The following is a 26,424-nucleotide window of genomic DNA, read 5'->3' as shown; positions in this document are numbered from 1 at the left end:
TTTCGGGTAAATACCACCTTTTCAGTGCCCTCCTATCATAGTAATTTATTTTTCGTTACTGTAATTAACCATTGTTCAGCAACGGAGACATGGATTCTTCTATTTTAACAAAAGAAAAGTCGCCTATAAGAGGCGACTTTCTTTATAATGAAGGTGTAGTTGCATACTCAATATCCGTTTTATCAGCTGCTGAAATATGTTCTGTAAAAACATTTTCATGGACGACAACTGTGTCAGCTACATAATCTTGTACACCTTGATTTTTTGTAGTAAATGCAATAATTATATATGGTAAATAAAACACAACATTACTAATAAAACGACCGACAACCTCACGGAAAATTACAGTTAACCAATCAAGTTTTTCCCCGTTAAGCTTCTCTACTCGAAGCCCAAAAATCATTTTACCGAGTGTTTGCTGCCAGAGCTTTGTCATAATAACGAAGTAAGCATAATAGGTGATAGTGGTAATAATTGATATTGGTGCATACCAAACTGTATCTGCTAAACTCCAATCGTTTAAAAGGAAAATCGGGTTTATTATAACACCAATAATTGCAGCAATAATAAGAGCATCAACTATATATGCACAAAAGCGCATCCAAAATCCGGCTGTTTTATGTGTATACTGTTTTTCTGTCGGGATTACTATTTTTTCAATTTCCATTAAAAATCCCTCCCTTAAAATTCACCGTATAAATACATTGCGCGAGGTGCACTATGAGTTGTTAAAATACGTGTTAAATAACGCTCTTCAACAGAAGGTCCAAAAACTGAACTTACTTTCATTCCGATTAATGACGCAAAGCTATCACCACCGACAGCATACTCGAAAACTTCTGCATTTTCCAAACCGAAATCAGCACGAACAGCTGCAATTGTTTCATCTAATGAACCAATTTCGTCCACTAATCCTGCTTTCAGAGCTTGTGAACCGCCTAAAACGCGTCCATCAGCTACTTTTTTAACATCTACTTCAGACATACCGCGCCCCTCTTCTACAACATCAACGAAATCTTCATACATTTCATCGATCATTTCTTGTAACATTGCAAGCTCCTCTTCAGTTGTATCACGAGTTCCACCTAGCATATCTTTATGTGGCCCTGATTTAATTGTTTCAAATTTCACTCCTACTTTTTCTGCTAACTCCGCGTAGTTAATACCTTGCATAATAACACCAATTGAGCCTGTAATCGTTTCTTTCAATGCGAAAATTTTATCCGCTGGTGCAGCAATATAATAACCACCTGATGCTGCCATAGTACCCATAGATACATAAATTGGAATTTTACGCTGTTCTTTAAGTTCTTTAAGTTTTTTATGAATCTCAGCTGATTCGACAACTCCACCACCTGGGGAATTAATCGATAATACAACCGCTTTTACAGATTCATCATTGTAAATAGCATCTAGTTGATCCAAAAATAGCTGATGATCGTACTCTACTGCGGACCAAGCTGTGTTAGAACCAACATCTTGAATCGTACCGTCAACCGTTAATAAAGCAATGCGGTTATCCCAATCACCCGTTTCTACAACATACTCATACATTTCAACATCCTTTGACATACCTAGCGCCGTGTCAATTGAATTGAAAAAATCCGTTTTAAATAAAGTCATAATCGTGTTTAACCCTAGTGAGAACACAAGCAATACTGCCGCTACACCAAGCGCTATCCATCTTTTAAAATTCATTATATTGCCTCCTTCTTTTTTACTGTATACGAGCTACTTCGACAAATGATTCAAAATTTATTCAAATAATAAAAGCGCTCCGCTAAAAAATGCGAACCGCTTTTCTATTTCCCGGGTAATATTTATGAAAGTTGCTTATTCTGCTCATTTTGACGTAATTCTACACGACGAATTTTGCCGGAAATTGTTTTTGGTAATTCGTCTAAAAATTCTATCGCACGAGGATATTTATAAGGAGCAGTTAAATCTTTTACATGATCTTGTAACTCCTTAATAATTGTCGGGTTATCTTTTTGTGTTGGATCACGCAGTACTACGAAAGCTTTAACAATGCTTCCACGAACTGCATCTGGACTTGCTACAACTGCACATTCACGAACTGCTGGATGCTTTACAAGTGCATCTTCCACTTCGAATGGTCCAATTGTGTAACCAGATGAAATAATAATATCATCACCACGGCCTTCAAACCAGAAATACCCATCCTCATCTTTACGCGCACGGTCACCTGTAATAAACCATTCACCTCGGAATTGCATTTGCGTACGTTCCTGATCTTTTAAATATCCCTTATATAAAGCTGGTGTAGATTTATGAACCGCAATATCGCCCACGATTCCTGCTTCCACTGGGATACCATCTTCATCAATGACTTCAATATAATTTCCTGGAGTCGGTTTCCCCATTGAACCTGGGCGAGGCTCCATTCCAACTAATGTACCAACTAATAATGTACTTTCGGTTTGACCGTATCCATCTCGTACTTGTACATTAAATTCACGAAGAAACGTTTCAATCACTTCACGATTTAACGGTTCCCCCGCTGATACTGCATTTCGTAATGCAGATAAATTATAAGTATTTAAATTTTCAGCCTTTGCCATAATACGATATTCTGTTGGTGTACAGCATAGAACATTCACTTTTATATTTTGCAATAAATTTAAATATATTTCTGCATCAAATTTACCTGTATACACAAATGCTGTAGCACCACTACCTAAAGCGGCTAAAAATGGGCTCCAAATCCACTTTTGCCAGCCCGGTGCAGCTGTTGCCCAAACAATATCTCCATCGCTTACACCTAACCAACTTTCCGCTGTTGTACGTAAATGTGCATAACCCCAGCTATGAGTGTGAACTGCCCCTTTTGGATTACCTGTTGTACCACTTGTATACGCAATAAATGCTGTATCACTTGCCTTTGTTTCGACACCTGTAAATGTTGTCGCTGCGGATTTAGCTTCTTCCATTAATGAAATCCACGGTGCATGTGCTTGACCGATAACGAATAAAGATAGGCCATCTAAATGATTAACTTCATCAAATTCTTTAATATATTGTTCGTTCGCTACAACTGCCTTCGCTTCTGCATGTATAATACGATAATCAATATCTTTTGCACGTAATAACTCCGAGCTTGGAATTATTGCTAAGCCGGCTTTTAATGCTCCAATATACGTTATATATGCTTCAACTGAGCGCGGTACCATTACGAGTATTACATCGCCTTTAGTAAGCCCGTTATTTATTAGTGTATTTGCTACTTGATTTGCTTTTTTAATTAGTTCAACATATGTAATTTCTTCGATTTCCCCGTTTTCGTGATGAACAAGCAATGCTTTTTTCTTCCCATGCGCATGCTTTTCAATTTCATCGACTAAATTATAAACATCTGGTGCTAATAATTGTTGGTGTTTCATATTCTAGTCCCCCTTTGTTGTATTACACTATTTATTATACGGGATAATATATGTTTTTCCAAAAAAACGTCACAATTATTTTTGCATACGTAATTTAAAACGGGCAAAAATAAAAGCTAGTAGCATTTACGCTACTAGCCCTAAGGTACTTAGATTATTTTGTACCTTTTAATTGTTGTTCAGCCATAGCAACTAGACGTTTTGTAATCTCGCCACCTACTGAACCGTTTGCACGAGAAGAAGCTTCTGGTCCAAGTTGAACACCGAATTCTTGTGCGATTTCATACTTCATTTGGTCTAACGCTTGTTGTGCACCTGGCACGTAAAGTTTGTTTGAACTGTTGTTTGAAGTCATCTCTATCTCACCTCCTTGTGCAATTAGAATGCTCAAGGAAGGATTTTTAATACGTAAAAAAATAGAGGTAAAATGTTCTTTCAATCGTACGTATTTACCATTATAGTAAATCGGCAAATTTATCGACTACGTTTTTCTTTTCTGGCAAAATGTGTACTTCACGATTTCGTACAGCACGATCGATTAACTCATCAAATTCAGTAAAGCTTTCATAGTACGTTACTTTTTCTAATTTCGGCTTTGTTTTCGGACTTGCAGGTGTGAAAATTGTACAGCAGTCTTCATATGGCTGAATGGATGTTTCATAAGTACCGATCCGCTCAGCAATACTAATAATGTCTAATTTGTCTGTTGCTATTAAAGGTCGTAAAATAGGTGTACTCGTCACATCATTAATTGCTGTTAAGCTATCTAATGTTTGTGATGCAACTTGTCCTAAACTTTCGCCTGTGACGATTGCCAGTGCACCAATTTCTTCACGCACTTTATCAGCTACACGCAGCATCATTCTTCGCGTCGAAGTCATAGACATATTTTCTGGTACACGCTCTTTAATTAACACTTGAATTTCAGTAAACGGAATTATATGCAGTCGAATATTCGCACCGAATTTAGTTAATTCATTTGCTAAATCTTTTACTTTTTGCAATGAATTTTCGCTTGTATACGGTGGACTGAAGAAGTGAATCGCTTCTAAACGGACACCACGCTTCATCATTAAATAACCAGCAACAGGACTATCAATGCCTCCAGAAAGCATGAGAAGTGATTTTCCATTCGAACCAATAGGCATACCACCCGCACCAGGAATTACTTGGGCCATCATATAAACGGCATCGTTTCGTACTTCAATTCGTAATTCCACATCTGGTTTCCGTACTTGAACCGATAAATTTTGATAATTGCGAAGTACTGTGCCACCAATTTCCCGTTGAATTGCATGTGAATCAAGCGGAAAAGTTTTATCTGTTCTACGCACTTCTACTTTAAATGTAAGTTCCTCGTCTTTATACTGCTCCATGATTTTAATAGCAAGTTCTTTCATTTCATCGATGTCTTTTGTACAAGAAGCAACCGGGCTAAAGGATTGAATTCCAAAAACTTCTGGTAATCGTGTCATTAACAGCTGTAACTTTTCTTCGTTTTCAATTTCGATAAACATACGATCTCTTTCTGCACGTATGTTTAATGGCAATACATCTGCAAATGAATAGCGAATATTTTCACGAAGTCGATTGATAAAATCCTTTTTATTGCGCCCTTTCGTCGATAATTCACCGTAACGTATTAAAATTTCTTTAAAAATCATACTACTATTTCTCCTTTTAGTTCATTCATCACTTGGGTAAATACTGTTTTAAACTCTTCTATATGAGCGTCATTAGTTTGTGCTCCAAAGCTTAAGCGTAGCACACCTTTTGTAAATGCTTTGTTTATATTTAATGCTTCTACAACATGGCTCGTTTTCGTTTGCTTCGACGAACATGCGCTAGATGTAGAAACAATGACACCTCGTTTTTGAAGCGCATTTATCAAAATTTCACCTTTTAAATCCTTTACGCTAAAGGATAAAATATGCGGGGCTCCATCTTCAGTAGATAATAAATGAATATCTCCACCAAAAGTGCGTAAGAAAGCATGTAAATCCGTCGACCATTTTTTGTAGTTCTGCACTTTTTCAGGCATTGTTTCGATCGCCATACGTGCCGCTTTTGCTAATGCAACAGCTTGCGGTACAGCAACTGTCCCACTGCGAAGTCCAAATTCTTGTCCGCCACCGACAATATGCGGTGCAATTGTCATATGCTTACGGAACGCTATAACACCTGAACCTTTTAATGCATGAATTTTATGACCTGAAATGGAAATAATATCTGGACCATTGTCGTCATTAAAGCTAATTGGTAATTTCCCAAAGCTTTGTACTGCATCGACATGAAATACTGCTCGACTTTGCTTATGAATTATTGCTGCCGCCTCTTTAATAGGCTGAATCGCACCCATTTCATTATTAACATGCATAATACTTACTAAAATCGTGTCTTTTCGCACTTTTTCATGTAATTCATCTAATGAAATAACACCTGTAGCATCAACAGATAAATATTCGACTTCGTAGCCTTCTTCAGCTAGTCTTTTCACGGATTGTAAAACGGAAGGATGTTCAATTGCAGTCGTTAAAATATGCTTTCCTTTATGCGTACTTACTTTTGCTGTACCAAAAATCGCAAAATTATTCGACTCTGTACCACCCGCTGTAAAGATTACTTCTTTTGCTTCTGTATTTAAAATATTGGCTATTTGTTCACGTGCCCGCATAAGTAAAGTATTTGCTTCAACACCCGCCTCATGAATAGACGATGGATTCGCATAATACATTTCATTTACTTGGACAAATGTGTTCAACACTTCTTTATGCGGCTTTGTCGTCGCACTATTATCTAAATAAATCATTGTTATCCTACCTTCTTTTTAAAGAGAACTGTCATAAGAAAACCACCTGCACAAAATGCGCGGTGGTTTAATATTTCTTATTTTATTATAACTCTTTTATAGGTAGCATGTATAGATTCAAGATTCCGTATACATTTCTTCTTGCACAAGTGCTTCAATACGTTTTATTGCACCTGGCTCTACCGATTCTACAGCAGTCGCTGCATCTTCTAGTGCCTTCACATAACGGATTGACGAAATGTTCCTCATCTACCCTTTCTAATTATTATAACATTCTAAATATTTTGTAAAATTTTACATATATGATATGGTTTTGGTAGAGAAATAAATGGGAGGTAATAAAAATGAAACTATACAAAATAGTATTCCTTTTCTTCTTTTTGTTTTTATCAGGATGTGTAGAACAAGAGCAACAAGAGACTAATCCCTATTTAACAACGATCAATCAATTAACAAGCGAAGAGATGAATGGACGTTTAACGGGAACAAAAGGTAATGAAAATGCAATGAATTATATTAAAGAGCAATTTACTTCTGCAAAGCTCGAGCCTGTTTTTAATGAATCTTACTTGCATCCATATACTCACACTTTTTTGATCCAGAAAAACAAAATATTGAGTTATCTTTTATTTCTGAAGATGAGAAAATTGAATTGGAGTATGGAAAAGACTTTTTAGAGCAGAAATCTGTACAGTCAATTCAACTGCAATTACCTATTTGTCCTCAACAAGAAACACTAATTCAAGAAGATTGTATATTTATTGCAAATGAATCGTTTCCAGTAAATAATCCTTTTATTAAAGGTGTACTCAAATCAACAACTACTTTTTCAAAGCGCTTACCTACACATTTAGAAGGAATTCCTATTTATCAAATTCAAGAGGAAATCTATCTTCGTTTACTCAATAATGATGAAAAAATTCAACTAATTGAAATGAACATGGAACTATATAGCGAGAAGATCGAGGCCTATAATGTAGTTGGGAAAATCTCTGGTACAGGACACGGTGATCATAAGGATGCCATGATTATAACTGCCCATTTCGATTCAGTTGGAGCAATGGGAGATAGTTATATAGAGGGTGCACTTGATAATGCCTCTGGTGTCGCTTCACTCATCCAGCTTATTTCTACTATACAGCAGCATAGTTTAGCAAATGAATTTCAATCTGACATTATATTTGTCGCTTTTAATGGTGAAGAATCTAATATGCTAGGTAGTGAGGCATTTGTTAAAGATATTGCAAAACAATTTACTAATATCACAAATATCAATATTGACTGTATTGGTATACCTGGCAGAGATGAATATACGCTAGTAAATCACGATAACGGACAAATGCTACGAGAACAGTTAGTTAACGCTTTGACCGAACATCAAATCAATATTCAAAATGACAATCCTCCTTTAACGAGCGACCATAAATCATTTGCTAATAATAATTTTCCAGCTATCACAATTAGTCAACGAAATTTATCAGTCATTCATACCCTTCAAGACACGAAAGACAATATTGACCCTGAAAAACTTCATGAGATTATGACAGTTGTATTTAATTTTATTATTGAAAATGATAGTCACCATTTAGATGTAGTAAACGAACAAACTGATGTAAGCGAAGAAGATGAAAAAGCAAGATTAATTGAGTTTATAGAGTTAGCAAATGAAGAATCACGTAAGTTACAATTCGGACAATATAAACTACTCGAATTAACTAATGACGAGATTGAATATACGCATTCTATGCTTGCTATTAATTCAGTAGCCGAATTTACATCAACTACTTCAATACCAGATAAATTAAATTGGCTACGGGTCCCAGAGCAATTAAATAGTTATTCATTTAATAGTGCCAATATGCATTTAAATATAACACCTGATAATAATGATTCATTAGAAATCGATAAAGTATATGAAATAGATGTTGTGTCATTAGAAGATTTTAACTCGATTTCCCTAACATATTTAGATTCAAATTTTGATGGTTATTCAATTTGGATTAGTACAAGCCCTATCCAAAATAATGAGACTAATAAGTTAGTTACATTTGGCGAACATGAATATACAGTGTACGATTCTCATCCATATTTAACTACTATCCACACAACACGTAAATGGGATAATAAAACATATTATTATTCAATTAGTAAAATCAAGCGAAATGAGAAAGGAGAAAATATCCTTTTGTGGAATTCTGAAGAGTTAGAACAAGAGTTACAAACGATTGATTCATTTAACTTAGAACAATGGACACAGCAGATGGGTTTATAATAGTGCAAGTAATACAGCCGATTTCGTTCAGGGAAATCGGCTGTTTCATTTTTGTCATAAGAAAACCACCAGCACAAACAATGCGCGGTGGTTTTCTATTTCTAATTTTTTTATATGCTACTGTCAATAAAGTGTATAGATTCAAGATTCCGTATACATTTCTTCTTGCACAAGTGCTTCAATACGTTTTATTGCACCTGGCTCTACCGATTCTACAGCAGTCGCTGCATCTTCTAGTGCCTTCACATAACGGAATTGATGGAATGCTTCCTCCGCTTCAAGTAAACGGGCATGTACTTGCGGGTTTGTTGCACGATAACGATTACCATACTGAATAATTCGCTCAATTAGCATGACATTTTCAATCATTTCTTCTGCTCGGTCGTTGACTTCTTCAATACATTTTTTTGCACTTAATAAATTATTATGTACAAGTCCCATATTAAGCGGCACTTCTTGAAGACTTTGAATAACGATAAATATTTGTTCCTCGGCTTCCTCTAAACGGGCATCCATTTCTTCTGGTATACCTGGAATGTTTGCTTTATGTAGCAGTCGATCCGTATTTTGCAATAATTTTTTCAACGTATCTAGCTCTGTTCGAGCCTTATTCTCATCAATACGTAAATTTTTCAAGCTATTAGAAAATCTTTCTTGCTCATCATTAATACGTTCAATTTCTTCTGTGATTTCTTGTAATTCTTCTTGCAAGCTTGAATAAGCAGATTTTTCCTCATGTACGCGGGTCGATAAGAGCTCATATCGCTTTTGTAGTACTTCAAGCTGCTTTAAACATAGCTTCGGGATTTCAGCATCTTTTTCAGGTAAGCGATAACTATGCTGTACGTAAGCTGCTTCGTCATGCACCTCTTTAGTCATTCGCACAACTTCTATAATCGTACCATGCATAGATTCGCAATGGCGATCTACAAATTTCTTCGCTATTACTTCTTTTTCAAGAAGGTCATAAAAATTATCGATCTCATCATTAATTTCCTGTATTCGTGGTGTCACGACCGTAATATTCAATTCAGAAACTGATTCCTTTAATAAATTAAGCTCCTGCTCAAGTGTATCTAAATACTCTGTTAACTCTAAATGACGTAAATAATATTTTTGCTCTTCCATTTCACGCTGACCGTTTCGTAATTCGTGGATTGCAGCAGGAATTTTTGTTTGGATATCCGTTAAAAGCGTTGGCACTTCATTTAATAAAGCGAAAATTGCTTGCGCTTCAACATTTAATGTTAAAACAATTTCACGTGCTTGTAAGTAATTCCCCTCGGCTGTTAGTTGATCAAATTCTTCAAATTTCGGAGTGAATTGCTCTAATCGTTTTTCTAACTGTTCTAAAGCTGGTCCAAATGAATGTTGGTGCGCTAAAATTGTTTTACGAGCTGAGCGGTAATACTCTTTAAGTTGCTCTACTTCAATACGGTTCTTTTCCTCGCTACCAATTAATTCTTCAAGCTCAGAAATAATTTTAGCTTTTGTCGTTTCACATTTTACAATGTAATCTTCAATTTCTCGTTCAATTGCAGTGGCTTTTTTAAATTTAAAACGATCTATATATTCTTCTGCATCAAAAAGCATGGAATCGATTTTCAACACGTGTACATCGACAACTTCTGTCCACATATTTCGCCAATTCTCAAATAACTCTTCTGTTTGACCGTTCATATTTAGTGCTTTTACTTTTGTTAATTCTTCATATATAGGATAATGCTGCACTTGCATTTTTTCTTTTTCTAGTCTTTCTATCTCAGTATTATGTTTACGCCTTACTACTAAGCCGAATATTAATAAAGCTAATAGTAGGACGACAACAATGATGATATACTCCATTGTAAGCCCCCTGTTCCAAAAATCACTGAATTGGCTATTTATAACTATTAATATACCATGTTTCTTATGTTTTGTTTAAATATTTCGCGGTTTTTTCCAAAAGTAAATCATTGATAAAAAAGCGAGGTTATTATCTATGAAAAAAGACGGTCATATCCATACACCTTTTTGCCCACATGGTTCAAACGATTCTTTTGAGAAATATATCGAAAAAGCGATAGCACACAATTTTACTGAAATTACTTTTACAGAGCATGCGCCTTTGCCAAATTCATTTATGGACCCTACACCAAATCAAAATAGCGGTATGGATCCTAATTCACTTCTACCATATTTAGAAAAATTATCCTACACAAAAAAACAGTATGAAAATCATATTATTATTAATATCGGTCTTGAAATTGATTATATTAGCGGTTATGAAAAAGAAACGCGAAATTTTTTAGATGAAGTTGGGCCGTTACTTGATGATGCAATCCTTTCTGTACACTTTTTACAATACAATAATCACTATACATGCGTTGATTTCTCAGAGGAAGTTTATTTACAATTTGCTAGAGAAATCGGTAGCGTTAAGGATATGTATCATTTATACTATGAAACAGTTCGTCAGTCTATTGATGCGGACTTGGGCACTTACAAACCAAAAAGGATCGGTCATCCAACTTTAATACATAAATTCCAGCATGCACTAGATACGCAAATTGATGATGACTTACTGATTAAAGAGCTATTGCTGTACATGAAAGAGAAAGGATATGAAATGGATTTAAATAGTGCAGGACTAAGTAAAACTCTTTGTAAAGAACCATATCCTCCATTTCATATAATAGATTTTGCTAAGTCGATTCATTTGCCATATGTTTTTGGTTCAGACGCTCATACAGCACGTGATTTACATCAACACTATAATGTTATTTTCCCATAATATAGAACTAATAAATGGAGGATTATTATGTTTTTTAAAATTAATTATGAAGGTCCACTAATAGCTAGATATGAGACACTAGCAAAACAATTACATGCATTACTTGATGGGGAGAAGGATATGATCGCCAATTTAAGCAATGCGTCCGCATTACTCAATCAATTTTTAGATAATATTAACTGGGCTGGCTTCTATATTATGAAAGAAGACGAACTAGTTCTCGGTCCATTCCAAGGACTACCTGCCTGCGTGCGTATTCCTGTTGGACGCGGTGTATGCGGTACTGCAGCTGCAAAAGCAGAAACAATTGTTGTAGAAGATGTACATACATTCCCTGGCCATATAGCTTGTGATGCTGCATCGAATTCTGAAATTGTAATTCCGCTTATCAAAAATGATGTAGTAATCGGTGTACTAGATATCGATAGTCCAATTAAAAATCGTTTTACAGCTGAAGATGAAGCAGGGTTAACGTTGTTTGTAGAAACATTAATAACACATTTATAAATAAAATTGCTATTTCATTAAGCGTATAAAAAGCTCACCTCAAAAATTGAGGTGAGTTTTTTAATGTTGGAGTTGCATCGAATTATCAAAAATACGTACTTGGTTTTTACCGTTATTTTTCGCAGTATAAAGAGCGGTATCCGCGTGTAAAAACACAGTTTGAAACTCCGGTCGATTACTTTTATGCCATGTAATAAGCCCTGCAGAAATTGTAACTTTGGGTTCTGTTGAATTTGGAATAACATCTACTATTTGTTTTGCTACTTTCAATGCTTCATCATCTAATATATTTGGTATATAGACTGACATTTCTTCTCCACCCCAACGTGCACAAATACCACGAGTACCAACTGTTTTCTCCAACTGCTCACCAATTTGTATTAATACTTCATCGCCCACTTGGTGACCATACGTATCATTTACACGCTTAAAATTGTCGATATCAATAAGTAAAAACATCCCCGAATCGTCTTTCACTAAAGAGTTTTCTACGAATTGGTCTAAATAACTGCGAGCAAATAGCTTTGTTAAATGATCCCGGTCGACCATTTCCTGTAACTGATTACGCAATCGCGAGTTCGCAATCGCTAATGAAGAGTGATGAATAAGTGATTGCATTAATTTAAAGCTATCGAATGAAAAGAAATATGGATCACGATGTAGCACGATACTAAAACCATTTATGCAATCTTCAACTATCATTGGTATTGCCATCATTGATTTATATTTTATTTCATCAGAAATCAAACGACTGAAATCAGCAATAAATAACGGGTCCTTAGTATTTTTAAAATGATTTTCAGCATGCTTGATATAAACATTACCCTCTTCTGTTTTAAACAGCGTCGTGCTCGATTTGGTGATTTCATACTTACCATTTTCAATAAATACAAAACAAAGTTCCATTGGTTGACATGATTTCATTAATTGTTTTTGTAAGAAAATCAACATGTCATTAATATCTAGTCGCATATTCAATTTATGCGATGTTTCATTTATTAATTGCAAATCACTAATGAGACGATAAGATTGATGGTATAACTTAGCATTTTCAAGTGCATTACCTGATGCATGTGCAAGCATTCGAATAAATTCTTTTTGAGTTGCCGTAAATGAATAGTCTATCGGTACAGTTACTTGCAAAATACCATATATTGCTTGTCGACCTTTAATCGGTGCATTTAACAGGAGGCAATTTAAATCTACATCTTGTTCTGTCGTAATTTCACCAGATACAAAGGCTTCAATTGTAGAAGGGCGTTCAGATAAATAGTCAAAGGGTTTAATGTTAATTGTAGTTTGACGGTCTTGATCATTGGACAAAATAAGCTCGGTCCTAAAGTTTGGGAAATTTTCTCGAATTGTAACGAGTACATTTTGTAAAATTAAATCAATATCCATTGTAGAGTGAAATAAATCCGTCATACTATAAAGTTTTCGATATTGATTTTCATTCAAACGAATTTCTAAGTTATTTGACATTGTTTCGGTAACAATAGATATTAAATTTATAAATTCTTCCGCATATTCTGAATTATTAAAACGTTCCCATTGAGATGTTGTCTGGAATAATAAAACACCACTAGGGTTCTTTTTACCTACTTTAAGCAAAATCATATGGGTCATGGATTTAAATTCTATTTTTCCTCTAAGAAAGTAAGGAATATCTACTACTTTTTGTTGTTCAAAATAAGAGTCAACTAATGCATAAGGTAAGCTACTAAATGTCAGAGAACATACTATTTCACTATTTATAGGCTTTAATAAATCCCCTTCGCATTTCAGAAATGTACTATATTTAATTTCAAAATGTTTTTGTAAGCACTGACTTATAAAACGAAAATATTCGCTAAAGCTATTTAACTCTATATCCGAATCCACACAAAGGCTTAACATATCAGATTTGATAGCATTTATCATCTGCTGATGCTCAGTCATTAAATCACCTTTTCTTTCAACTTAAAACGAATCAATTACTATTAACTTATCTTTAAGTATACACGTATTATGCCTATTTGACTATTGATTTATTGGATTATTTTTCTAAAACATCAAAAAGCGATTATTAATTTACTATCTACAGCGTTTTTCGACATAACTTCAATTTGTTAACAACTATTAAACAAGTAATAAATGACTATTAATTACCATTTTTTTCTTTATTAATACTTTATCTCTTCTACCTTGACGTCTATTCTAAAAAAAGATACAATTAATTTCGTGTAAAATAAACGCAGCAGTTGTATGACCTTATTTCGTATTTTATTCCTTCATTTATATAATGAACGGTGTATTGTGTAACCCTACGGCTGCAAGGGCGAAGATACATGAAAATAAAATGCCAGTAAGTCTGGATACAACTGGTTTTTGTTTTACAACAAAAAAACCAAATTTAAAGGAGGAGACACAATTATGTCTCGTTATACAGGTCCATCATGGAAACTTTCTCGTCGTCTTGGTATTTCTCTAAGCGGCACAGGTAAAGAAATCGAAAAACGCCCTTACGCACCAGGTCAACACGGCCCAAACCAACGCTCTAAAAAATCTGAGTATGGTTTACAATTAACTGAAAAGCAAAAACTACGTCATATGTATGGTATGACTGAACGTCAATTCAAAAACCTATTCAACAAAGCTGGTAAATTACAAGGTCTACACGGTGAAAACTTCATGATCCTTCTTGAAACTCGCCTTGACAACCTAGTTTACCGTTTAGGTTTAGCACGTACTCGTCGTGCTGCTCGTCAATTAGTTAACCACGGTCACGTTTTAGTTGACGGTAAACGTGTTGATATCCCATCTTACAGCGTAAAACCAGGTCAAACGATTTCTCTTCGTGAAAAATCTCAAAACCTTACTGCTGTAGCTGAAGCAATCGAAGTAAACAACTTCGTACCAGAATACCTTTCATTCGACGCTGACACTAAAGTAGGTACATTTGTACGTCTACCAGAGCGCTCTGAATTATCAGCTGAAATCAGCGAACAATTAATCGTAGAGTACTACTCTCGTTAATCGTTTCATAACGATAAACAACGATTTTTTAAAACCCCGAAACAAGGTAAACCCTTATGTTTCGGGGTTTTTTTGTTTATTTTATTAATGTTCAGTTACCACAATTATTGATTATTTTTGATTTAAATTGGGGGCATCGTACACCCCAACAATAGACAAAGAACTTTTAATTAAAACACTAAAAAGCTAGGTGTTGTTAATTTATTTAGTTATATGACTACACAAATTCCCTACAATCCCCTATACACTATTAAGTAATTTACATGTATTTAGTTTATATATCCTTCTATTTTCTAATTTTTATAGTTTAAGTGTTCATATAAAAATCACTTCGTCCCCTTTTAACGGAAAACATATTTTGATTTAGATTATGGTATATCCCTAGTTAGACTCACTTCTTAACACTCAATATTTTTATTTATAGGAAATTGGTGAATATGACTAGAACCATTTAATAGAGAACTGAATACTATGTAAATATAATCTGCAGATTATTAATCTTTCATTTGCGGGAGGTGAATATTTCATGCCTTTAACTACTGGTCCAATTGAGAATACAGGAAATTTACCGGCTAATGCGACTAGCGTTCGAATCAAGGTTCTCAATCTCACTGGAGGTTTACTAACTGGGGTAGTAAGAGTTTTCAGACTCAACGGTACAAGACAATTACTATCAACAACTACATTTAGCGCAGGGGCTAATGCGTCTGCTTTTGTAACTCCCGGAGTAAGTGGCGCTCAATATGAAGTAGAGATTGTTCCTAATCAAACTGGCGGATTATATAGCGTTTATGGTAGAACATCCTCAGGTGTTATCATTACTGCTCAGAGTTTTGTGCATTCAGAATTAACACAAATTCTTTAATGCTTAAAGAGGTATTTGGTTATTAATGTGAAATACACTAATAAAATTACTAAAAGACCAAGATAGCAATTGAGCTATCTTGGTTTTTATCTTGTAAATATTTTTACAAAATTCAGCAGGAGGGCATGCATGAATTGAACAATGTCTCATATCATCTACTATTCATTTATCAAGAATGACATAATTTCCTTCCATTACATACTAAGATGGCTCAAGGTAACTGCTGTAAAGCAGCTACAGTGAAAACTTTTTCTTAATGTATCATTTTAATTACCCAGGACATTCTAAAGTATAGGAGGAATGGGCACATGGAAATAAGTTATAAGCAAATAGTGATTGAAACCGTTATTACCTTTTCTGTGCTACTTGCACTAACAAGACTTCTAGGTATGAAACAGCTTAGTCATTTGACTTTCTTCAACTATGTAACTGGTATAACAATAGGTTCTATTGCCGCTAATATGGTTACACTAAATACTACTGATTTCACAAAAGAATTAACAAGCTTAGTTGTATGGTGTTGCCTCACTACATTTATTGGCTATATTAGTCTTAAATCAGGAAAACTAAAAGTAATTCTTGATGGTCAACCGACAATTGTTATTAAAAAGGGCAAAATAGATAAAAAAGCTTTAGCAAAGACTAAGCTTAATATAGATGATCTTACAATGATGCTCAGACAATATCAGATTTTTTCTATTACAGAAATTGATTACGCCATTTTAGAACCTAATGGTATACTAAGCATTCTAAAAAAGCCCGAATTTCAAGGTACAGAAAAAAGGGATATGAAAATATTCCCACCGTCACCTAATTTTATCCCCATTGAAATTATTACTGATGGAAAATTAATAAAAAGGAATTTGTTAGAGGTCGGGAAAAGTAGAGATTGGTTGTACAATGAGTTAAAAAAGGCAAATATAGATATGGTAGAAGATGTATTTTATGCAGAAATCCAATCTGATGGTAAATTATTTATTCAAAAATTCGAAACTAAATGAGGTACCGTGTATTCACTTTGTAGTAAATTGTACCAATTTTCTTCATACTTAACTTAGAAACTAAAAATGAACCACTATTCAAAGGGGGTGCCAAGATAGTTTTACTTGACACCCCTTTTATTATTAATTTAATTTACTTCACACAAATCCAAATAAGGCTAATACGATTCCTAAAGCACAGCTAGCAATGAAAAGTGAAAAAAATGATTTCCATTTTGAAAATTTATGTACTTCTGAAATCACCGTGATCGTAATACAAAATGACCAAATAGTAATCATTAAGTAAATGAACAATGCAACGAATTGCCAAATTACCCCTGATAAAGTTTGTTCAACTCCCGATATTTCGAAAAATGTTTCAGGGGAAAGTTGCATCCAGAAAAGTGTTAATGGTAAAACCCATATGTATGGAATCATTGTTAAACAAAGCGATAAAAATAGCTCCTTAAATGTCCCTTTTCCTTTAAACAGCATACTTACGATATTTATACTAAACGTTAAAACAAGTAATGTTATTAAAAAAGCTAATGTACCTGTTAAAAACGCCGAATGTACGATATCAGCCAATGTATATTTATATGGATATATTGTACCGATATAGGCAGTAAGCGCACTACTAAAGCCACCAGCTGCGCCAATGAATAAAATGTATCCAACCGATTTTTTATTCAACGTGTAACGTATCGTTTCACGCATTTTCACAGCTATTGATAAAACAGGCTCACGGTCATCTACAACCACTGTTTTTGTTGTCACATCCAACACCTCCATCCGATTAGTATATCAAAAATATTTTAGATGGAGGCTTTTTTTAATAATTCATTTTTAACCACGTTATTTGTTATTTTCAAGAACAGGAACATACCCTACTTCTTCAACGAGTTGTTGACCTTGCGGAGATAAAATCCAATTTAATAGTTTTCTAACATTTGGATTATCGGTATCTGTTGTGACCGCATAAAACTGTGACGTAATTGGATATGTTTCGTTACGAATATTTTCCTTCGTTGGCGCAACATCATCAATCATTAATAACTTGATTTCATCATTACCTACCATTTCCGTTGAATAATATCGGAACGTATAACCAATCGCATTTTTATAATTTTTATATTGTGCAACTTCGTGAATGATACCGCCCATTCCTGACACTATATCTTCCGTTGGTGCTTCCATAATTGGAATATCCCCCATTACATATTGAAGCGCAGTTTGAGAACCACTATCCTGCGGGCGTTGGAAAGCACGTATGGACTCATTCGTCCCACCTACTTGTGACCAATTAGTAATATCTCCTGAATAGATACCTCGAATTTGTTCTAAAGTTAAACTATTAATCGGATTATTTTTATGCACAAAAAATACAAAAGCTTCTTTACCAATAGCAGTCATCTCAAGTTCAACATTTTTACTTTTAGCTACATCGATTTGCTGCTGAGATGGTGCTGCTACGAATATCATATCCGCTTTACCATTGATCACATTTTCATAAGCTTGTGGAGTTTTGTTAACCATTACAATTTCCTCTTGTAAATAGTTTAGACTTCGCGGATATGTCGCTTGTACGAATGCCGCATATAAAGGATACATCGCCGTAGCACCGTCCAATATCGGCAATGGCTCGTCAATTGTAACTGTCGCTCCCTCTTTTAATTGTTTTACAAGACTATTTTCTACAAAAGGCTCATATTCCCAAACATTCACTTCAGCATTAACGGTAGTTATTTGGCTATCATAAAACCTGGCAGCCGCCGGGATTATCGAAAAAAGCACTACAATAAATCCAATTATTGCAACACTTTGCTTTCTCCTAACTGTTGAATAAAAGCCAAAAATACCGAGTACTACAGCTACATAGAGAACAATCACCAATACACCGATAACTCTCACATAATCCCAGTGATAGGATAGTAGTAGCATGAACAGAACATGAAATCCTCCAAAGATTAAAACTAGCCCCAAAAAGATTGTACTCATAATTTTATCTACCAAATTTCCCCACCCCTTTTTCATTAGTAAACGAAAAAAGGTGGAGATTGTTCCCTTGAACAATCTCCACCTGTCTATTTCATTTATATAGATGACACTGACATTTTATCAGCGATGGTCGGTTTCAGCGACTTTGCCTTTTTTTAGCTGAATTTCACCATATGGTATTTCTTCTTACCACGACGAATAATGGCAAATGCATCTTCTAATCGATCTTTTGCATCGACTGTGTAGTCTAAATCCGTTACTTTTTCACCGTTCACACTAATCGCACCATTTGTCACGTCTTCACGCGCTTGACGTTTTGAAGGTGAGATTGCCGCTTCTACTAACACATCCACGATATTTTTGTCTTCTTTTGCCATTTCTACTGAAGGAACGTCTTTAAATGCATCTTTCATTTCTTCTGCAGATAAAGCCTTTAAATCCCCCGAGAATAATGCAGCTGTAATACGTTGCGCTGCATCTAGCGCCTCCTGCCCATGTATTAAACGAGTCATTTCCTCCGCTAATGCTTTTTGCGCTTTACGTAAATGCGGTTCCTCTTCAACACTTACTGCTAACGCTTCAATTTCTTCACGAGTTAAGAATGTAAAGATTTTTAAGTATTTTACAACGTCTGCATCACTAGCATTAATCCAGAACTGATAAAACTCGTACGGACTAGTTTTTTCAGCATCTAACCATACTGCCCCACCAGCCGTTTTCCCAAATTTTGTTCCATCAGCTTTTGTCACTAACGGAATTGTAATACCGAATGCTTTAGCGTTTTCATCATGTGTTTTGCGGATTACTTCTAATCCAGTTGTAATATTACCCCATTGATCTGAGCCACCTACTTGAATACGCACATTATGGTGATCGTATAAATGGTTAAAGTCAATTCCTTGAATAATCGTGTAAGCAAACTCGGTAAAGGATATACCTGTATCTAAACGAGATGCGATTGTATCTTTTGCTAACATGTAGTTGACGTTTACTAGCTTACCGAAATCACGTAGGAATTCGATTGTGCTCATTTTGCCAATCCAGTCATGGTTGTTTACTAATTTAGCTGAATTATCAACATTAGCATTGAAATCAAAAATACGTTCAAGTTGTTTTTTTATACCTTGTACGTTTTTATCGATTTGCTCTGTTGTTTGTAATTGACGCTCTTCTGAACGACCTGATGGATCTCCAACCATTCCTGTTGCCCCACCTACTAGTAGAACTGGTGAGTGGCCAGCTTGTTGGAAACGACGTAATGTTAAAAGTGGTACGATATGACCGATATGCATTGAATCTGCTGTTGGGTCAACACCACAGTATAAAGATACAGATTGCTCATTCAGTAGTTTTTCCATTCCTTCAGCATCTGTTTGTTGGTATAACAGACCACGCCAGCTTAAATCTTCTAATAATTTGTTTGTCATTGTAATTCCTCCTATGTTTAAAAAATTTGCACTGCGGGTATTAACTATAGTTAAGGCAAAGACGCCTAAAAATAAAAAAGCCCCTACACGCAATATGCATGCAGGGACGTTATGTATGAAATAACGCGGTACCACCCAGCTTGAAGAGAATATCCCTTCCACTCGAAAACCGTCTTATCGCGACGGACACGCCCAAGCTCCAAGAACGTAATTCATGCTTACAATATGACTAGCTTGCACCGTCCGCTAGCTCTCTATACAGGGAATGTAAACATTACTGCAATCTTTTCTTTGCTTGAAAAACTATAAAAACTATTCTACTCGATTTCTATTCGTTGTCAATATTAATGTTCTAGTAAGGAAGAAATATGCTATAATAGACGAGATTTAGGAGGTCGGTTAAGTGAAAGAATGGATCGCAAAATTAAATACAAAAATTGAATCCCTCATAAATTTAAAATGGATGCGCGTGCTTCGTATTACAGGTGGCGTTATTTGGAACTTAGCACTTTTGTTTATAATATTACTAACTACGTTCACTGTTTTTATTGGAGCGATTGGAGCAGGTTATTTCGCATCACTCGTTAAAGATGAACCACTTCGTTCAAAAGAAGAAATGCGCGAGCAAATTCTTAATTATGAGGAAACAAGCGAATTATTTTTTGCAAATGATATTTACATAGGAAAGCTACGCACAGATTTAGATCGCCGAGAAACATCACTTAGTGCTGTTTCTCCATTAGTCGTTAATGCCGTGCTTTCAACGGAAGATGAATACTTCCGTGAACATGCAGGAATTGTACCGAAAGCTGTACTGCGTGGTTTATTACAAGACGTAACAAACTCTGCAACACAAACAGGTGGTTCTACATTAACGCAACAGTTAATAAAAAACCAAATATTAACGAATGAAGTTTCCTATGAACGGAAAGCGAAAGAAATATTATTAGCACTGCGCATTGAAAAATTTATGACAAAGCAAGAAATATTAGAAGCGTACTTAAACATTATTCCTTATGGTCGAAATGCGTCAGGACGAAATATCGCGGGAATTGAAACAGCGGCGAATGGTATTTTCGGCGTCAAAGCGTCTGAGCTTACATTGCCACAAGCAGCGTTTATTGCCGGTATTCCTCAAGCACCTTATGCTTATACACCCTTTACACAACGCGGTAAGATAAAAGAGGAAAAAGCACTAAAACCTGGAATAGATCGTATGAAAACTGTTCTTTATCGTATGAAAGAAGCTGGTTATATTTCAGAAACTGACTATAACGAAGCAATTGCCTACGATATTACACAAGATTTTCGTAAGCCCGAAACTCGTGCAGAGGATAAGTATCCTTGGCTAACTTATGAGCTAGAAAATCGAGCAAAAAAAATAATCGCTGAACAGTTAGCTGAAAAAGATGGTATTGATCCTGCACGTTTACAAGAAGAAACAAATTTATCAGATAAATATATGATATTAGCAGATCGTGCTGTACGCTCAAATGGATATCGTATCTATTCAACAATCGATAAAGAGATGTATGACGCGATGCAAGAGACAGCGAAAAACTTCAAATATTACGGTCACACATATACAGCAACTGAAATAGATTCTGAAACAGGTGAAGAAATAAATGTAGAAATGCCTGTTCAAGTTGGTAGTATCATGATTGATAATAAAACAGGGCGAATTCTTAGCTTCATAGGTGGTCGAGATTTCGAAGTTGAAGAGACAAATCATGCAACACGAGCTTATCGCTCAAACGGCTCAACGATGAAACCACTTTTAGCTTACGGCCCTGCTATTGAGTATGGTGAAATCGGTGCAGGTAGTCCAGTAGTCGATGTGAAATTCACTCGTACTTACGATGATTATAGCCCCAAAAACTATATCGAAAACGAAGAACGTGGTATTATGCCCGCGCGTGAAGCGTTAGCACATTCACAAAACTTAACAGCACTACGTTTATATGATTCGATATTAAATCGTCGCCCAGCAACATTCCTTGAAAAAATGGGCTTCTCTCGATTAATAGAAGTTGACTATACTAACTTGGCGACATCAATTGGCGGTTTAACAAATGGAACTACTGTTGAAGAAAATACGAACGCCTATGCAACATTTGCAAATGGCGGGAAATTCATCGATGCTTATATGATTGAAAAAATAGAAGACCTTGATGGCAATATTATTTATCAGCATGAAGTTGAGCCTGTGGATGTATTTACACCTGAAACATCGTATATTGTAACTGATATGCTCCGTGATGTACTTGATTACGGAACAGGTGCAAGAGCGAAGAGCACATTGAAATTCTCATCAGATTTTGCTGCAAAAACAGGGACAACTCAAGATTACAAAGACGTTTGGTTAGTCGGTTACAATCCTAATATTTCTCTAGGTGTTTGGATGGGTTATGACCAACCTCGTTCGCTTTCCACATTTAACAATACGTACTATCAGCCGAGTACGCGTGTAAACTTATTGTGGGGAACTTTGATGAACTCGATGTATGATGCAAATCCGGAGTTAGTTGGAACGAAAGAAACATTTAAAAAACCAGCAAATGTTGTATCCGAATCATTTTGTGGTATTTCTGGTTTAGCTCCATCAGAAGCATGTTCGAGCGCAGGGCTTGTTCGCTCTGATTTGTTTAACAGAAACGTTTTCTTACCAACTGCTCCGGATGACAGTTTAGTGTCAGCTACATCAGTTATTATTGAAGGAAAGTCCTATAGCGCACTCCCTTCTACACCAGAAGAGTTCGTATCAAATGGTGGAGTTGGTTTAAGCGAAGCGTTTGTCAATCGCATGCTAGGCTCATTAGGAGGAGATCCAACTAAGCTATTACCTAATAATTCATCGCTTAGCACGTCTACCGTTTCAGGAGCTACATTCCAAGCAGATGAAGCCCCACCTGAAGCAGTCATTGCTTCCATTGAGGGCAAAACGCTTACTTGGGCAAAATCTGCTTCAAACGATGTCGTTGGCTACCGCGTATTTTCAGCTGATGGCTCATTAGTTACATCTGTCAAAAACGAAGATGGACGTCGCATCCCTATTACGAATGGCATGAATTATTATGTCGTAGCAGTTGATATTACAGGCAAACAATCTGCACATTCAAATATTGCCGAAACAGTCGTTGTTCCACCACCGGAAGAAATAGCTGACGAAGAAGAGATCGACGATGAAGATGATAATATAGTAGAACCTGACGACAGCATGGATGAAGAATAAATAACTACAGAAAAATGCCACGAAAGTTTTCCGCTTTCGTGGCATTTCTTTATCCTATTAAAACTGATTTTAATATTTTTACTGCCTCATCTATTTCCTCTTCACTTACCGTTAATGGTGGTAATAAGCGGATAACTTTAGTTCCCGCTTGCACAACAAGTAAGCCAGCTTGCTCTAATTTCGTAACAAGCGGTGCAACATCATCCCCACCGCAGCTAACACCAAGCATTAAACCCATTCCTTGGACTGTATATTTATTTCCCGGTAGTGCCTCAGCAAGTTTTTGCTTCAAGTATACTGACTTTGCTTGAACGTTTGCTAAAAATTCCTCATTAAATATGTGTTCAATAACTGTTTGTGCTACGGATACTGCAAGTGGATTACCCCCAAATGTAGTGCCGTGAGTACCTGCATTGAACGTCTCAAATAACTCAGCAGTACCTAATATACCACCGATTGGAAAGCCCCCACCAAGCCCTTTTGCCATTGACACTATATTCGGCTTTAATGCCGTTTGCTCAAAGGCAAAACGTGTCCCTGTACGTCCTATACCAGTTTGCACCTCATCGACAATGAGCAGGATACCATGTTGGTCGCAAATTGCTTGAATCGCTTCCGCAAATTCAGGTGTTACCGCATTGACACCACCTTCACCTTGCACTACTTCAAGCATAATCGCTGCCACCGAATCATCAATTGTCGCTTCAAGTGCTGCTACATCATTAAATGGTAATGTTGTAAAATGCTCAACTAGTGGTCCAAAGCCCTTACGTACTTTATCTTGCCCTGTTGCTGACATCGCACCGAATGTACGTCCATGGAATGATTGCTCGAAAACGATAATATGATGTTTTCCAGTATGCTTACGTGCTAGTTTAATTGCTGCTTCATTTGCCTCAGCCCCACTATTACAGAAAAAGGCATACGATAAAGGTAAATCCTTTACTAAAGTTGCTGCTAGTTTTTCTTGGCCGGGGCTTTCAAAAAGATTACTAATATGCCATAGCTTTTCGCTTTGTGCTTGGATTGCCTTTACAATAGCTGGGTGTGCATGACCTAAAGCACATACTGCAATACCACTCGTAAAATCAATATAGCGTTTCCCTTCGCTATCATAAACAAGCGTTCCTTTTCCTTCGACAATGCTAATCGGTCTTCTTGCATAATTTTGGAATAATGCGCTCATTTCACTAACAACTCCTTTAAAATAGTTGTACCTGTTAATGAATCATTAACAATTTGTACTGATGGAATGCCTGCCTCTAAACAAGCAATTGCTCCTTGGACTTTCGGTATCATTCCACCGTAAATATGTTCTTCTGCTATCCACTCGTCTATCTGTTGTTTTGATACTTCTTTTTGGTAGTGGCCATCTATTCGAATACCCGCAACATCCGTTACAAGTACTAAACTTTCTGCACCCACCGCTAACGCTACTTCACTCGCTACTATATCACCATTAATATTTAGCGCTTGACCATTCGTCGTCGCTCCGATGCATGCGATAACCGGTACAATGCCTGCTGCTACAAGGGAGTCAAGTAATCCCGTATTTATTTTTTGCACTTCTCCAACATAACCATATGTTGCTTCGTCTAAAAAAGTACTTTCTAACAGTAAGCCATCAAAGCCATTTAAACCGACTGCCGTAATACCAGCAGCATTTAATTCATGCACTAGCGCTGGATTAACTTGCCCAATAAGTGTTGATTTGACGATTCCAATCGCATCCGCACTTGTTACACGCATACCGTTTAATGTATACGACTCTATTCGTCTAGCTGCTAGTTCACGATTAATAGCAGGACCGCCGCCATGTGTAATAATGACGCTATATCCTTGTTCCTGTAACGCTTTAAAATTGAGAAAGAAGGCCTCATTCAAGCCTTCTAGCGTACTACCACCTAATTTAATAACAATTTTACGAGCGGTATGATGCGTTGATTTGTACGTAGTCATAAGTTAAATCGCACCCCCATGCATAACCGTGTCCGTCGCCTTGCTCCAGTGACACATAAATTTTTACTTCATGCTGTTTTAAAATTTCAATTAACTGCTCTTCCGAAAACGGAATCGGCTCACCTTGCTTTACCATTGTTGTGCCACCAATTTGAATCGTAATTTTATCTGGATCAACTGTTGCCCCACTATAGCCAACAGCCGCAATAATACGTCCCCAGTTTGCATCACAGCCGAATACCGCTGTTTTTACAAGTGGTGAACCTACGACTGTTTTCGCAATTTTACGTGCTTCTTCGTCGTTCAGCGCACCTTCTACTTCCACTTCAATTAACTTTGTCGCACCTTCTCCATCACGTGCAATTGATTTAGCTAAATCTTCCGATACTGCTTTTAAGGCTGTATAGAAATTGTCCCAATCCGGATGTGTTGGTGTTAATGGTTCATTGCCAGCTAATCCATTTGCCATTACAATAACCGTATCATTTGTTGATGTATCTCCATCAACAGTAATAGCATTAAATGTGCAATCCGTAATGTGTGATAATGCTTTTTGCAATTCCACAGATTCGATATTTGCATCTGTCGTAATAAAGCCCAGCATCGTAGCCATATTTGGTTCAATCATCCCTGAACCTTTCGCTGTACCCGATACTAGAACTTCCTTACCATCGATTTTAGTTGCATACGTAGTATTTTTCATTACTGTATCTGTCGTCATAATTGCTTGTGAAAAATCAATGCCGCTTTCTAAGTTTGCACTTGGATTTAGCATTTCCACCCCTTTATACACCGGCTCCATTTTCATAATTTCTCCGATGACACCCGTTGAGGCAACACCAACTAAATTTGATTCAATACCTAATTTTCCCGCTGCAAGCTTTTGCATTTCGTATGCATCAGCCACACCTTGTTTGCCTGTACATGCATTAGCATTTCCTGAGTTTACAATAATGGCTTGCATTTTCTGCGTGCTATAAACAACCTCTTTTGTTACTTTTAACGGAGCTGCTTGAACTGCATTTGTTGTAAACACTCCTGCAACACTCGCAGGTACTTCACTTACTAAAATCGCTAAATCTTTTTTCTTATGCTTAATACCACAATGTACGCCCGCCGCAGCAAATCCTTTTGGCGATACGATATTTTTACTTGAAAGTTTTTTCATTTCAATTGTTGTTGTCAT

At 36.1% G+C, this 26,424-nt stretch carries 23 protein-coding genes and 1 other annotated feature; of the genes, 8 read left to right on the top strand and 15 right to left on the bottom strand.

Annotated elements, in window-relative coordinates:
* Positions 1 to 142: 142 nt before the first annotated feature.
* The 7 genes from AAFN87_RS00635 to AAFN87_RS00605 all read right to left on the bottom strand — a co-directional run bounded on the left by AAFN87_RS00635 (position 143) and on the right by AAFN87_RS00605 (position 6,459).
* Positions 143 to 667, bottom strand: a complete 525-nt coding sequence (locus AAFN87_RS00635; protein WP_347789058.1) for an RDD family protein — start codon at positions 665 to 667, stop codon at positions 143 to 145.
* A 14-nt stretch (positions 668 to 681) separates the two neighbouring features.
* Positions 682 to 1,698 carry a signal peptide peptidase SppA gene (gene sppA / locus AAFN87_RS00630; RefSeq protein WP_347789057.1) on the bottom strand — a complete coding sequence of 339 codons (1,017 nt, stop codon included), beginning with the start codon at positions 1,696 to 1,698 and terminating at the stop codon, positions 682 to 684.
* 122 nt (positions 1,699 to 1,820) lie between these two features.
* Positions 1,821 to 3,401, bottom strand: coding sequence for an acyl-CoA synthetase MbcS (gene mbcS, locus AAFN87_RS00625; protein ID WP_347789056.1), 1,581 nt, complete (start codon positions 3,399 to 3,401; stop codon positions 1,821 to 1,823).
* Positions 3,402 to 3,555: 154 nt separating this feature from the next.
* A complete protein-coding gene (locus AAFN87_RS00620) occupies positions 3,556 to 3,756 on the bottom strand; it encodes an alpha/beta-type small acid-soluble spore protein (RefSeq protein WP_347789055.1) in 201 nt (66 codons plus the stop codon).
* Between the two features lie 100 nt (positions 3,757 to 3,856).
* The gene (gene thiI / locus AAFN87_RS00615; RefSeq protein WP_347789054.1) at positions 3,857 to 5,065 is read right to left on the bottom strand and encodes a tRNA uracil 4-sulfurtransferase ThiI; all 1,209 of its coding nucleotides are present in this window, start codon (positions 5,063 to 5,065) and stop codon (positions 3,857 to 3,859) included.
* On the bottom strand, positions 5,062 to 6,210 hold the full coding sequence (locus AAFN87_RS00610; protein WP_347789053.1) for a cysteine desulfurase family protein: 1,149 nt from the start codon (positions 6,208 to 6,210) through the stop codon (positions 5,062 to 5,064). The genes thiI and AAFN87_RS00610 overlap by 4 nt, the downstream gene beginning before the upstream one ends.
* Positions 6,211 to 6,327: 117 nt before the next feature.
* Positions 6,328 to 6,459 carry a hypothetical protein gene (locus tag AAFN87_RS00605; protein WP_347789052.1) on the bottom strand — a complete coding sequence of 44 codons (132 nt, stop codon included), beginning with the start codon at positions 6,457 to 6,459 and terminating at the stop codon, positions 6,328 to 6,330.
* A 95-nt stretch (positions 6,460 to 6,554) separates the two neighbouring features.
* Here AAFN87_RS00605 and AAFN87_RS00600 point away from each other — a divergent pair, with 95 nt between their 5' ends.
* Entirely contained in the window at positions 6,555 to 6,887 is a 333-nt protein-coding gene (locus tag AAFN87_RS00600) for a hypothetical protein (RefSeq protein ID WP_347789051.1), read from the top strand.
* Positions 6,863 to 8,482 carry a M28 family metallopeptidase gene (locus AAFN87_RS00595; RefSeq protein WP_347789050.1) on the top strand — a complete coding sequence of 540 codons (1,620 nt, stop codon included), beginning with the start codon at positions 6,863 to 6,865 and terminating at the stop codon, positions 8,480 to 8,482. The genes AAFN87_RS00600 and AAFN87_RS00595 overlap by 25 nt, the downstream gene beginning before the upstream one ends.
* 141 nt (positions 8,483 to 8,623) lie before the next feature.
* On the opposite strand, the gene ezrA is transcribed toward AAFN87_RS00595, so the two are convergent.
* The gene (gene ezrA / locus AAFN87_RS00590; RefSeq protein ID WP_347789049.1) at positions 8,624 to 10,327 is read right to left on the bottom strand and encodes a septation ring formation regulator EzrA; all 1,704 of its coding nucleotides are present in this window, start codon (positions 10,325 to 10,327) and stop codon (positions 8,624 to 8,626) included.
* Positions 10,328 to 10,463: 136 nt separating this feature from the next.
* Between ezrA and hisJ the strand changes: the two genes are divergently transcribed.
* Positions 10,464 to 11,255 (top strand): histidinol-phosphatase HisJ, encoded by a 792-nt coding sequence (gene hisJ, locus AAFN87_RS00585; protein WP_347789048.1) that lies wholly within the window; start codon positions 10,464 to 10,466, stop codon positions 11,253 to 11,255.
* Positions 11,256 to 11,282: 27 nt separating this feature from the next.
* Positions 11,283 to 11,762: a GAF domain-containing protein gene (locus AAFN87_RS00580; RefSeq protein ID WP_347789047.1), complete on the top strand. Its 480-nt coding sequence runs from the start codon at positions 11,283 to 11,285 to the stop codon at positions 11,760 to 11,762.
* Between the two features lie 60 nt (positions 11,763 to 11,822).
* On the opposite strand, the gene AAFN87_RS00575 is transcribed toward AAFN87_RS00580, so the two are convergent.
* Positions 11,823 to 13,700: a sensor domain-containing diguanylate cyclase gene (locus AAFN87_RS00575; protein ID WP_347789046.1), complete on the bottom strand. Its 1,878-nt coding sequence runs from the start codon at positions 13,698 to 13,700 to the stop codon at positions 11,823 to 11,825.
* Between the two features lie 474 nt (positions 13,701 to 14,174).
* Here AAFN87_RS00575 and rpsD point away from each other — a divergent pair, with 474 nt between their 5' ends.
* From rpsD to AAFN87_RS00560, 3 genes are all read left to right on the top strand, one after another.
* Positions 14,175 to 14,777, top strand: a complete 603-nt coding sequence (gene rpsD / locus AAFN87_RS00570; RefSeq protein ID WP_347789045.1) for a 30S ribosomal protein S4 — start codon at positions 14,175 to 14,177, stop codon at positions 14,775 to 14,777.
* Positions 14,778 to 15,303: 526 nt separating this feature from the next.
* Positions 15,304 to 15,642, top strand: a complete 339-nt coding sequence (locus tag AAFN87_RS00565) for an ATPase (protein ID WP_347789044.1) — start codon at positions 15,304 to 15,306, stop codon at positions 15,640 to 15,642.
* 308 nt (positions 15,643 to 15,950) lie between these two features.
* On the top strand, positions 15,951 to 16,643 hold the full coding sequence (locus AAFN87_RS00560) for a DUF421 domain-containing protein (protein ID WP_347789043.1): 693 nt from the start codon (positions 15,951 to 15,953) through the stop codon (positions 16,641 to 16,643).
* A gap of 138 nt (positions 16,644 to 16,781) precedes the next feature.
* Here the strand turns inward: AAFN87_RS00560 and AAFN87_RS00555 are convergent, their stop codons facing one another.
* From AAFN87_RS00555 to tyrS, 3 genes are all read right to left on the bottom strand, one after another.
* Positions 16,782 to 17,399, bottom strand: coding sequence for a YIP1 family protein (locus AAFN87_RS00555; protein WP_347789042.1), 618 nt, complete (start codon positions 17,397 to 17,399; stop codon positions 16,782 to 16,784).
* 78 nt (positions 17,400 to 17,477) lie between these two features.
* A complete protein-coding gene (locus tag AAFN87_RS00550; RefSeq protein ID WP_347789041.1) occupies positions 17,478 to 18,635 on the bottom strand; it encodes a PstS family phosphate ABC transporter substrate-binding protein in 1,158 nt (385 codons plus the stop codon).
* A 140-nt stretch (positions 18,636 to 18,775) separates the two neighbouring features.
* Positions 18,776 to 20,047, bottom strand: coding sequence for a tyrosine--tRNA ligase (gene tyrS / locus AAFN87_RS00545; protein ID WP_347789040.1), 1,272 nt, complete (start codon positions 20,045 to 20,047; stop codon positions 18,776 to 18,778).
* 99 nt (positions 20,048 to 20,146) lie between these two features.
* Positions 20,147 to 20,348: a binding site (T-box leader), on the bottom strand.
* Positions 20,349 to 20,450: 102 nt separating this feature from the next.
* Here tyrS and AAFN87_RS00540 point away from each other — a divergent pair.
* On the top strand, positions 20,451 to 23,279 hold the full coding sequence (locus AAFN87_RS00540) for a transglycosylase domain-containing protein (RefSeq protein WP_347789039.1): 2,829 nt from the start codon (positions 20,451 to 20,453) through the stop codon (positions 23,277 to 23,279).
* 49 nt (positions 23,280 to 23,328) lie between these two features.
* On the opposite strand, the gene AAFN87_RS00535 is transcribed toward AAFN87_RS00540, so the two are convergent.
* From AAFN87_RS00535 to argJ, 3 genes are read right to left on the bottom strand one after another with little or no spacing between them, the layout of a single operon-like run.
* Positions 23,329 to 24,465: an acetylornithine transaminase gene (locus AAFN87_RS00535; RefSeq protein WP_347789038.1), complete on the bottom strand. Its 1,137-nt coding sequence runs from the start codon at positions 24,463 to 24,465 to the stop codon at positions 23,329 to 23,331.
* A complete protein-coding gene (gene argB / locus AAFN87_RS00530) occupies positions 24,462 to 25,238 on the bottom strand; it encodes an acetylglutamate kinase (protein ID WP_347789037.1) in 777 nt (258 codons plus the stop codon). Before argB ends, AAFN87_RS00535 begins: the two co-directional genes overlap by 4 nt.
* Positions 25,201 to 26,424, bottom strand: a complete 1,224-nt coding sequence (gene argJ, locus AAFN87_RS00525; protein ID WP_347789036.1) for a bifunctional ornithine acetyltransferase/N-acetylglutamate synthase — start codon at positions 26,422 to 26,424, stop codon at positions 25,201 to 25,203. Before argJ ends, argB begins: the two co-directional genes overlap by 38 nt.

This window comes from Solibacillus sp. CAU 1738 (genome assembly GCF_039888725.1).
Lineage (GTDB): Bacteria > Bacillota > Bacilli > Bacillales_A > Planococcaceae > Metasolibacillus.
The sequence above is the reverse complement of the archived record's forward strand: the minus strand, read 5'-3'. Positions and strand labels throughout refer to the sequence as shown.

Coding starts and splice junctions, on each gene's coding strand:
- AAFN87_RS00600 (WP_347789051.1), top strand. CDS start 6,555: ATGAAACTATACAAAATAGTATTCCTTTTCTTCTTTTTGTTTTTATCA.
- AAFN87_RS00565 (WP_347789044.1), top strand. CDS start 15,304: ATGCCTTTAACTACTGGTCCAATTGAGAATACAGGAAATTTACCGGCT.
- sppA (WP_347789057.1), bottom strand. CDS start 1,698: ATGAATTTTAAAAGATGGATAGCGCTTGGTGTAGCGGCAGTATTGCTT.
- AAFN87_RS00580 (WP_347789047.1), top strand. CDS start 11,283: ATGTTTTTTAAAATTAATTATGAAGGTCCACTAATAGCTAGATATGAG.
- argJ (WP_347789036.1), bottom strand. CDS start 26,424: ATGACAACAACAATTGAAATGAAAAAACTTTCAAGTAAAAATATCGTA.
- AAFN87_RS00605 (WP_347789052.1), bottom strand. CDS start 6,459: ATGAGGAACATTTCGTCAATCCGTTATGTGAAGGCACTAGAAGATGCA.
- ezrA (WP_347789049.1), bottom strand. CDS start 10,327: ATGGAGTATATCATCATTGTTGTCGTCCTACTATTAGCTTTATTAATA.
- AAFN87_RS00560 (WP_347789043.1), top strand. CDS start 15,951: ATGGAAATAAGTTATAAGCAAATAGTGATTGAAACCGTTATTACCTTT.
- hisJ (WP_347789048.1), top strand. CDS start 10,464: ATGAAAAAAGACGGTCATATCCATACACCTTTTTGCCCACATGGTTCA.
- argB (WP_347789037.1), bottom strand. CDS start 25,238: ATGACTACGTACAAATCAACGCATCATACCGCTCGTAAAATTGTTATT.
- AAFN87_RS00620 (WP_347789055.1), bottom strand. CDS start 3,756: ATGACTTCAAACAACAGTTCAAACAAACTTTACGTGCCAGGTGCACAA.
- tyrS (WP_347789040.1), bottom strand. CDS start 20,047: ATGACAAACAAATTATTAGAAGATTTAAGCTGGCGTGGTCTGTTATAC.
- AAFN87_RS00575 (WP_347789046.1), bottom strand. CDS start 13,700: ATGACTGAGCATCAGCAGATGATAAATGCTATCAAATCTGATATGTTA.
- AAFN87_RS00535 (WP_347789038.1), bottom strand. CDS start 24,465: ATGAGCGCATTATTCCAAAATTATGCAAGAAGACCGATTAGCATTGTC.
- AAFN87_RS00610 (WP_347789053.1), bottom strand. CDS start 6,210: ATGATTTATTTAGATAATAGTGCGACGACAAAGCCGCATAAAGAAGTG.
- mbcS (WP_347789056.1), bottom strand. CDS start 3,401: ATGAAACACCAACAATTATTAGCACCAGATGTTTATAATTTAGTCGAT.
- rpsD (WP_347789045.1), top strand. CDS start 14,175: ATGTCTCGTTATACAGGTCCATCATGGAAACTTTCTCGTCGTCTTGGT.
- thiI (WP_347789054.1), bottom strand. CDS start 5,065: ATGATTTTTAAAGAAATTTTAATACGTTACGGTGAATTATCGACGAAA.
- AAFN87_RS00635 (WP_347789058.1), bottom strand. CDS start 667: ATGGAAATTGAAAAAATAGTAATCCCGACAGAAAAACAGTATACACAT.